We start from the raw sequence: 9443 nt of genomic DNA on the forward strand, positions 1-9443 counted from the left end.
CCCATAACCCAAGGGCGTAGTTGTTGCGCGAAAAGGGTAACTCCGAGTCCTCGTAACCACATCTGCTGGTGGTTATGGGTCCCGGCCTTCGCCGGGACGACATCGGAGTGTGTCGAGCCGCCATCGTGTAACGGCGGCATTTTAACGGTCGACTAGATCCGCGAACTCACCGCGAGGGCTTGGCCGGTGCGCGCCGGCGATCCGCGGCCGGCTGATAGGCCACGCGCGAGTGCTGGGCGCAGTAGGGCAGGCCCGACAGCGCCTTGCCGCCGCAGAAGAAGAAATCCGGGCTCGAGGGATCGCCGACCGGCCAGTGGCAGGTCGCCTCGTTCAGCTCCAGCAGCGACAGCCGCTGGCTCATCGGCACCACGTTGTCGTAGGTGACCGGTTCGGCCTCCACCTCGACCTCGAAGGCCTGCGCCAGCGCGGTGTTGCCGCGCGCAATGGGGCGGCTCACCCGCATCATGTGCTGCGCGGGACGCGCCTTGCGCGGCCGCGGAGCCGCCGATGAGGGGCTCTTGGCACGGCCGGACAGGCCGAGCCTGTGCACCTTGCCGATCACGGCATTACGGGTCACGTTACCGAGCTCGGCTGCGATCTGGCTGGCCGATAATCCGGCCTCCCAGAGCTTTTTCAACTGCTCGACGCGATCGTCGGACCAGGTCAAAACCGTCATTGCACCCTTTCCCTCGCCGTGCGGCTGCCATCCTGGCGCCTCGCGGCGAATGCCTAAGCCTCGAAAAACCCGTGCCGTCAGAATCCCTTAAGGCTCGCCGGGCGCACCAGATGCGCCCGAACGTTTACGCCGGTACATGAGGACTTAGAGGATCAGAACTGCTGCACGAGATGTCGTATCTGACAAGCCAAACGCTACAATATGGCGTGACTCACGCGCAAGAGTCAGCCGACTCGCTTCCACATGTTCCGTGGCCAAAACCCGGCAAATTTGGCACCGCAAGACTACGGATTCAGCGTTTCGCGAGGCTTTCGGGCGGCATTGACACCGGTTTCACCAAGCATAAGATAGTGTCACGTGCCGCCCTTAAAAGGCGGCACGTTTCGTTTTCCGGGCCGGTCAATGGTGCGTTGCGCAATGCACGCTCACACCGTCCGCAACATCAAGTGACCGTCATGACTAGCAGCGCAGCGCCGCATTTGCTTCCCGTTTTCGCCAGGTCCGACCTCGGTTTCGAGCGCGGCGAAGGCTGCTGGCTGATTGCGACCAATGGCGATCGCTATCTCGATTTTACGTCCGGCGTCGCGGTGAACGCGCTCGGCCACGCCCATCCCGCGCTGGTCAAGGCGCTGCAGGAGCAGGCGACAAAACTCTGGCACATGTCGAACCTGTTCCAGAGCCCGGATGGCGAGAAGCTCGCGACGCGCCTGTGCAATGAGAGCTTCGCGGACTTCGTGTTCTTCTGCAATTCCGGCGCCGAGGCGCTGGAGGGTGTGATCAAGCTGGTCCGCCATCACCACTTCTCCAAGGGGCATCCGGAGCGCTACCGCATCATCACCTTCGAAGGCGCCTTCCACGGCCGCACGCTGGCGACGCTGGCTGCAACGGGATCTGCAAAATATCTCGAAGGGTTTGGTCCGCCGATGGATGGCTTCGATCAGGTGCCGCATGGCGACATCGAGGCCGTCAAGAAGGCGATCGGTCCGCAGACCGCCGGCATCCTGATCGAGCCGATCCAGGGCGAGGGCGGCGTACGATCGGCGACGCCGGGTTTTCTCAAGGCGCTGCGCCAGCTCTGCGATGAGATGGGCTTGCTGCTCGCCTTCGACGAGGTGCAGACCGGCATGGGCCGCACCGGCGATCTGTTCGCGCATCGGCGCACCGGCGTCACGCCTGACGTGATGTCGCTGGCCAAGGCGCTCGGCGGCGGCTTTCCGATCGGCGCGATCCTGGCGACCGCGGGTGCGGCGGCCGGCATGGGTCCCGGCTCGCACGGCTCGACCTTCGGCGGCAATCCTCTGGCGATCTCGGCTGCGAACGCCGTGCTCGACGTCATGCTCAAGCCCGGCTTCTTCGACCACGTGCAGAAGATGTCGCTGCTGCTCAAGCAGAAGCTCGCCTCCGTGATCGATCGTTATCCCGACATCGTCAGCGAAGTGCGCGGCGAAGGCCTTCTGATCGGCATCAAGGCCGTGGTGCCATCAGGCGATCTCGGCGCGGCGCTGCGCAATGAAAAACTGCTCACGGTCGGCGCCGGCGACAATGTCGTGCGTTTCCTGCCGCCCCTGATCGTCACCGAAGCCGAGATCGAGGACAGCGTCGGGCGGCTCGAGCGCGCCTGCGCCGCGATCTCGTCCAGTCAGACCAAGCGGGCGGCAAGCTGATGAGCAAGTCGCCGAAGCACTTCCTCGATATCAACGAGCTCCCGCTGTCGGAGCTCAAGAGCATGCTCGACGCCTCCTCCGCCATGAAGGCGAAGCAGAAGGCGCATCAGCCGGTGAGGCCGCTCGAAGGCAAGACGCTGGCGATGATCTTCGAGCGCCCCTCGACCCGTACACGGGTGTCGTTCGACGTCGCCATGCGCCAGCTCGGCGGCGAGCCCATCATGCTCACCGGCGCCGAGATGCAGCTCGGCCGCGGCGAGACCATCGCCGACACCGCGCGCGTGCTGTCGCGCTATGTCGACGCCATCATGATCCGCATCCTCAACCACGACGCGCTGCTGGAGCTCGCGGCCAACGCGACCGTGCCGGTCATCAACGGCCTGACCCGGCGCTCGCATCCCTGCCAGGTGATGGCCGACCTCCTGACCTATCAGGAGCACCGTGGCCCGATCGAGGGCCGGACGGTGGCCTGGACCGGCGACGACAACAACGTGCTGGCGTCCTGGGCGCATGCCGCCGAGCGCTTCAAGTTTCAGCTCAACGTCGCAACGCCTCCGGAGCTCGCGCCGAAGAAGGCGATGCGCGACTGGATCAAGACGTCAGGCGCGCCGATCATGCTCGGCACCGATCCGGAAGCCGCCGTGCGCGGCGCCGATTGCGTCGTCACCGACACCTGGGTGTCGATGGGCGACAAGGAGGGCGAGCACCGCCACAACGTGCTCAAGCCCTACCAGGTCAATGCCAAGCTGATGTCGCTGGCCAAGCCCGACGCGCTGTTCATGCACTGCCTGCCCGCCCATCGCGGCGAGGAGGTCACCGACGAGGTGATCGACGGCCCGCAATCGGTCGTGTTCGACGAGGCCGAAAACCGCCTGCACGCGCAGAAGGGCATTCTGGCCTGGTGCTTCGACGCGGTGAAGTAAGGGCGAACTATCCGTCGTCCCGGCGAAGGCCGGGACCCATACCGCGTGATCGCTCGGTTGCGGAAAGTAGGCGTACCGAACGGCGAATCTTCGCATAACCACGCCCTGTGGTTATGGGTCCCGGCCTTCGCCGGGACGACACCGAATTTGCAAAATCGTGTGCAATCATAACTGCATCCGGAGCACGCTGCTTCACGCCCCCCTTCCATTTCCCACCCACCGACCCCAGATAGACGGCCATGGTTTCCCAATCCCCTGACATGAAAACCGGGCCTGAAGGCCCGGTTCGCGCACCATCAGCAGTTCCGATCGACGATGCCGTGCTGCCCTACGAGGTCGACGCGCTCGACGTGCGCGGCCGGCTGGTGCGGCTCGGTCCGGCGCTCGACGACATCCTGACCAAGCACGATTATCCCGCGCCCGTGGGCAAGCTGCTCGGCGAGGCCATCGTGCTGGCGACGCTGCTCGGAACGGCGCTGAAATTCGAGGGCCGCTTCATCCTCCAGGCCCAGACCGATGGTCCGGTGTCGTTCCTGGTGGTGGATTACAAGGCGCCGGATCAACTTCGTGCCTATGCCCGCTTCGACGCCGCGCGCCTCGGTGAGATCAGGGATTCCGGCACGCTGCTCGGCCGCGGCCATCTCGCCATGACCATCGACCAGGGCCCCGACATGAGCCGCTACCAGGGTCTGGTCGCGCTCGACGGCGGCAGCCTCGAAGACGCCGCCCACGAATATTTCCTGCGTTCCGAGCAGATCCCGACGCGCGTGCGTCTTGCGGTCGGCGAGGAGTGGCGCTCGAACGACGGCGGCAAGCATCGCTGGCGTGCCGGCGGCATGCTGATGCAGTTTTTGCCGAAGGCGCCGGAGCGCGCGCGGCAGGCGGATTTGCATCCCGGCGATGCGCCCGAAGGCGTCGAAGTGCACAGCGTCGCGGAAGACGACGCCTGGGTCGAGGCGCGTTCGCTGATCGAGACCGTCGAGGACGTCGAGCTGATCGATCCGGAGCTGTCCGGCGAGCGGCTGCTCTACCGCCTCTTCCACGAGCGTGGCGTGCGCGTGTTCAAGCCGCTGGTCCTGAAAGCGCAATGCTCCTGCTCGCGCGACGCGGTCGCGTCCATGTTGAAGAGCTTTTCGCCGGACGATCGCGCCGCGATGGTCAAGGACGACAAGGTCGTCGTCACCTGCGAGTTCTGCTCGTCGGTCTACGATTTCACGCCGGACGAGGCGGGCGTGGAGGACGCGTAAGGCATCGTGGCATCGTAGGGTGGGTTAGCGCAGCGTAACCCACCTCTTCTGTCACCGCGGGAAGAGACTTGGTGGGTTACGCCTGCGGCTAACCCACCCTACGGCATCGCGTGACCCGACGGGCAAAACACCCGCGAAGCTGTCAATCGGCCGGTGCAAAAATATTCCGCTTTACCGAWATTCGGTTTTGTCGTATGTGTCAGCCATCCCGGCTCATCCTTGAGGGGCGATCATGTGGTCGTCATTTTCGCGAGCCGGGCTTGCGGTGGACGCGGCAGCGTCGGGCGCGAGAGGCGTGGGGCAGGGCGGATTGCTCTCCGTGAGCCCCAAGGCTTCGTGCGGACGAACGGCGCTGWCAGGTTCGTCTCGCCAGCAGGTTTCCGGCTCCGTCGACAGGGCYGGGAAAACCGCGGCGAAATGGCGGGCCGTGCGTACGGCAAAACCGTGTGGTCCTTGCTGCAAGGCCTTTTTTTGCGATCCGAAGAACGGATAAAACGTAGAGAAGCCAATGGCTTCGGCGATATCCCCTGACAAGGAAAAGGGCCCCCCTTTCGTGTCAGGCCCCAATAGGCCCTAGACCGTTCATTCCGTGGAAGCGAACAGTCGCCGCTACGGTCTAGACGCTGGGGCGTCGAGCCGTCCGCCCCGCTCCTTCTCGCGTTCGTAGAGCTGCTGACAACTCGAGATCAGCTTCTGAATACTGACGTTGAACGTCGGAATTTTAACGTACAACGTACCGCGCGAAGTTTCAATTTCGGCCAAAATTCGCCATGTGGTCTCCGCTGCCTCTGCGGCATCATGACTGAAAGCGAGGGTCGATAGGGTTATGCGGTTTCTCCACTTATCGACGGGAAACTCGGTTGGCATCACCGCACCGTCATTGAGACGCTTTTTACCAACGATGCCACCCCCGTGGGGCGAAGTTATAAATCCGAGCGGTAGTTTCGGATCGGTTGCATTCTCCAGGGTTGCTTGGAAGAGAACTTGGTCGTTTCTGCAGAAGCCATCGACCGATGCGGCCGCACCCGAACCATTCGTCTGTATGGACGAGGCGTTGTAGTCGATTTCCTCGGTCATAGGATTTGCCTGCTGATTTAAGGTCCACTTCATATCGGAAGCTTTGGCTGCGTAATCTGGACCCTTCTTCTGGGCCTCTTCAATTTGTTGACGCCACTCCGCTGCCTTTGCTGCCTCTTCCTCTAACCGTTTTTCCTCGTAGCGCTTGGCCTGCTCTTCAGCCTGTTTCTTCGCGTCGAGGGCAGCCTGCCTAGCCCTTTCTTCGTCGCGCTTAGCCCGCTCTTCAGTCTGCTTCCATGCATCGAGGGATGCCTGCCGCCTAGCCTGGGCTTCTGCTGCGGCGCGCGCTGCACGAGCTTCGACCTCATCGGGGGTCTCTAATAGAGCTAGTCGCTGTTGGTCAGAGAGGAAGCCGGTAGGCTTTGCACCGACACCCCGTTGATACTCCTGTATCGCTGCACGGGTGTTTGGTCCGAATTGCCCATCTGGCTTCGTGCCGAATTTCTGTACCCGGCTGTTTAATAATCCTTTTCCCAATAGTGCCTGTTGAATTGCAATGTGTGCCTCTGGAGTAAGCTGGGATTCGATGAGGGCGTCACCTGTGAGTCTGGCGCGCAACATTGCGGTGCGATTGTTAAATGCGTTAATGACGCATCTGACGTGAGCTTCGGTGATCGGTTGGGACACCGGTACTGGTACGGGTACTGGAAGCCCGTAGATTCGCACCTGTTCCACACCTTGGAGAGAGAGTCCGCAGCGCTCTCTCATGGATTGGTTGAATACGTTCTGCTCACTATCGTCCTGCGAATTAGCCCAGGATGCCGAACTCAGGTCCCAGTCCGCTCTGGCCGCGTCTGAACTCTTGCATAGTATTGTTGCCAGAACGCTGTTTACGCCGTGACTGCAGTCGAAACTGGGCCCATTAATCGCGTGCCCAGGAGTGGTGCTGCAGAGTAGGGCCGCCGCGAGTCCGCCTGCGAGAGCAGTGATCCGACTGAGTTTGCTTGTAAGCATATGGCTGCCTATGGCTGCCGATGATGTCCTAGCACATGAGAGGACAACGTCGCACGCTCGACCTTTCCGGCGTCTACGTCTTGATCCATGTCAAATTGCCATGTTTTGCGCATGGCATGCGGAAAACCACCATGCGGACGGGGCAGGTATCCCATCGGGAGTTCCAAAAATGGAGCAAAGACGGAGTACGTTCGATTACCGCTCGAAAGCGGAGTTCACGCCTTGTGAATTCGGGCTCCACCGAATTCAGCTAGGTGGCGGCCGGCGGCACCCGATGGCGGCGCCCTTTGCCCCGGCCGCGGTTCGGATTGAATTCGTCAACCGCGTTCTGCCAAGAGATGATCTCGTCCTCGAACCAGACCCGGCGGTTTGGGCTTATGTAGGTCGCCCTGGGAAACCGGCCTGCTTTTTCCATCCGATAAAGCGTGGTGCGGCCGACCGGGATGATTTCCAAGACCTGCTTTTCGTTCAGCATGCGTCGAGGTCCGGATTTATCCGGTCCGCCATCGTCCGTTTCCTCTCTGCTCATGACCGCACTCACGCACGCAACACGCACGCGGACATTCCCATCGGGGATTCAGGCAACCGTCAACTCACGAACCGATTCCGCGCGTTGCGCACCTGAGCTATCCCCAAGCGCGCGGCGGCGATGAGCCGTAGCCCCGGCGCGGCCAAGCTTCGGCTTGTTCCGGACTCGCCGCTGTGCCGATGAGCGCACCCACCCAACAGCGTGCAGCCATCCAGTCGTCTTCAGTTGGGGAAAACCCCGACGACGAACGGCCAATTGCGCACGCGACGTGACAATCCCGAAAACTGTGAGACCATTTCGCTGGGGGCATTGCTCAACAGCGAGTTCGCACATGTCGGAAGTCGTGAAGCGTAACCTGATCCCCATCAAAGCCGCGCTGCGCAGGGGCAGTTTCGGCCGCACCAAATTCTACGATCTGATCCGCGCGGGCAAGCTCATCGCCTATGTGCAAGGCGGCCAGACCTTGGTCGATGCAGACAGCCTCGACGCATACCAAGCCTCGCTGCCCCGGCTGGTCGTCGGTGCCCGCAAGGTCGGCAAGGCCAAGTCCGCGCCCGCCGCCGCGCCTCCGGCAGGGAGAGCGACACGATGACTGACAGGCTGAAATACGGCAGTACCATCGACATCACACTGGTCGGCATTGCCGTCCCGGCTGATCGCCACCGAATGCTCCGACTCGACAACGTTAATGCAATCGCCGAGAGCATGAGGGAACAGGGGCAGTTGCAGGCCATCGTGGTGCGACAGCGCCCGGGTGGTGGCTATTGGCTCATCGCTGGTCGGCACCGCTATGAGGCTGCGAAGCAACTCAAGTGGAAGACGATCCGCTCCACGCTTCTCGAAGGCATCAGCGACGATCAGGCCGAGCTTGCCGAGATCGACGAGAATCTGATCCGTGCCGAGCTGTCGCCAGCTGAGACAGCGATGCACTTCTCGCGGCGGAAGGAACTTTATGAGAAGCTGCACCCGACGGCGATGCACGGTGGTGCGCCTCCGAAGAAAGGCAAGGGCGGTGGTGCTGGAAAACAAAGGTCTCAAGATGAGAGCTTTGTTTCGGACTCCGCCAAGAGGACCGGCAAGAGCCGCAGCACCATCGCGCGCAACACCACGCGGGGCAAGAAGGTCAAGGCGCTGGCCGACGTCGTCGGCACGTCGCTCGACACGGGCGCAGAGATCGATGCGCTCGCCAAGCTGCCGGTGGAGCAACAGAGCGCGCTCATCCAGCGGGCCAAGGCCGGGGAGGCTGTCAGCGCCTGCGCCGCCGAGCGGCCTGCGAAGGTCTCGCCGGCCGTCAAGGCCGCAGCCGATGCGGCCGAGTTGTCAGCGAAGCAGCGGCTTGCGATCTCCCGCTTGGCCAGCGAAAACCTCCAGCAAGACGCTGCTGGATGCCTGCCGTCGCATCCGTCAAAATTCGACCCGGTGCAGAGCTGCTTGATGCGCGTGCGTGCGCTCGTTCTCGAATGGTTTCCCGAAATACCGCAAGATCGTTGGCCGCAGCTCATCAGTGAACTGCGCAGCGAAGTTGATCGCGTCGAGGAGATCATCGAGAAGCGAAAGACGGCGCGGCTGAATTCGTGATTTGCCCCGCGCGCCCGACCCCGACAACCTGACAAGGAAAACCCCGCCACGGCTATCACCCCGTGGCAGGGCTGATTTGCCGATCCGCCACGCCGAAGAAAACCCGGACAAGCACAATGCTGCGTCACACGCGCAAACAGCCGCCAAGCCGGCGTAGCGGAGAGGGCTTGAATGAAATCACCGCAAAGCTTGTTTCCGCGCATGCCCGGCTGATCGAAGAGCTAGGCAAGGCCCGCAACCTCTACCACGATAAAACCCCCGGGTGGAGAACGGCGCCGTTGAACATCTTCATCAAATATTGCCGAGAGATCGGCATCGACACCAGCCTGCTCGTCTCGCCGATGGTGGTGCTTGGCGAGCTATCCGATCAGGCGCAGCGGGAAGTCGGTAGCCTCGCCCTGAACGCGATGCACGTAAACGCTTCCATGCGCTTGGCGTTCGCGGCGGCGGCCGTGACAAGCCTTGAGAAGCGTCGCGCGCACAACCTTGATGGCGCTCTGGCTGCCGTGGCCCATGCGTCCGGGCTCGACAAAAAAAAGATCAGGGGTTTTCGAAACAACATATCCAGCGGCAAATATTCGCAGGACGTCCGGGATTTCTACCACAAAACCATATTCGAGCTTCAGGGATGGCCCGTCGCCGATCTCATGAAGAGCCTGAGCCATCTGCGCTGAGCCCGCTTCGCCAGATATGTTAATTCGGGCCGTTTCTTTAACATGCGCTTTGCCGTCTGTTGCAGGTGACCACTGCAACGAGAGGACCAAGAGCGATGTCCAACGACGCCCCCACCGCCGT

The 9443-nt window shown here is 62.3% G+C and carries 9 protein-coding genes; 6 read left to right on the forward strand and 3 right to left on the reverse strand.

Annotated features, from left to right (window positions below; all coding sequences use genetic code 11):
* Positions 1-166: 166 nt before the first annotated feature.
* Positions 167-676 carry a GcrA family cell cycle regulator gene (locus tag AC1D00_RS13370; RefSeq protein WP_008143480.1) on the reverse strand — a complete coding sequence of 170 codons (510 nt, stop codon included), beginning with the start codon at positions 674-676 and terminating at the stop codon, positions 167-169.
* A gap of 455 nt (positions 677-1131) precedes the next feature.
* Here AC1D00_RS13370 and AC1D00_RS13375 point away from each other — a divergent pair, with 455 nt between their 5' ends.
* The 3 genes from AC1D00_RS13375 (at position 1132) to AC1D00_RS13385 (ending at position 4510) form a co-directional block, all read left to right on the forward strand.
* Entirely contained in the window at positions 1132-2340 is a 1209-nt protein-coding gene (locus AC1D00_RS13375; protein WP_477010988.1) for an acetylornithine transaminase, read from the forward strand.
* A complete protein-coding gene (argF, locus tag AC1D00_RS13380) occupies positions 2340-3263 on the forward strand; it encodes an ornithine carbamoyltransferase (RefSeq protein ID WP_027542314.1) in 924 nt (307 codons plus the stop codon). Before AC1D00_RS13375 ends, argF begins: the two co-directional genes overlap by 1 nt.
* Positions 3264-3502: 239 nt before the next feature.
* Positions 3503-4510 (forward strand): Hsp33 family molecular chaperone, encoded by a 1008-nt coding sequence (locus AC1D00_RS13385; protein WP_477010989.1) that lies wholly within the window; start codon positions 3503-3505, stop codon positions 4508-4510.
* A gap of 609 nt (positions 4511-5119) precedes the next feature.
* Here AC1D00_RS13385 and AC1D00_RS13390 read toward each other — a convergent pair.
* On the reverse strand, positions 5120-6214 hold the full coding sequence (locus AC1D00_RS13390) for a peptidoglycan-binding domain-containing protein (protein WP_477010990.1): 1095 nt from the start codon (positions 6212-6214) through the stop codon (positions 5120-5122).
* A 577-nt stretch (positions 6215-6791) separates the two neighbouring features.
* Positions 6792-7016 (reverse strand): helix-turn-helix transcriptional regulator, encoded by a 225-nt coding sequence (locus AC1D00_RS13395; protein ID WP_477010991.1) that lies wholly within the window; start codon positions 7014-7016, stop codon positions 6792-6794.
* Between the two features lie 385 nt (positions 7017-7401).
* Here AC1D00_RS13395 and AC1D00_RS13400 point away from each other — a divergent pair, with 385 nt between their 5' ends.
* The 3 genes from AC1D00_RS13400 (at position 7402) to AC1D00_RS13410 (ending at position 9322) form a co-directional block, all read left to right on the forward strand.
* Positions 7402-7662, forward strand: coding sequence for a hypothetical protein (locus tag AC1D00_RS13400; protein ID WP_477010992.1), 261 nt, complete (start codon positions 7402-7404; stop codon positions 7660-7662).
* Complete coding sequence (locus tag AC1D00_RS13405; protein ID WP_477010993.1) at positions 7659-8648, forward strand: ParB N-terminal domain-containing protein; 990 nt, start codon at positions 7659-7661, stop codon at positions 8646-8648. Before AC1D00_RS13400 ends, AC1D00_RS13405 begins: the two co-directional genes overlap by 4 nt.
* 167 nt (positions 8649-8815) lie before the next feature.
* Complete coding sequence (locus AC1D00_RS13410; RefSeq protein WP_477010994.1) at positions 8816-9322, forward strand: hypothetical protein; 507 nt, start codon at positions 8816-8818, stop codon at positions 9320-9322.
* The last annotated feature ends 121 nt before the right edge of the window (positions 9323-9443 follow it).

It is taken from the genome of Bradyrhizobium sp. P2_E8, from assembly GCF_056403875.1.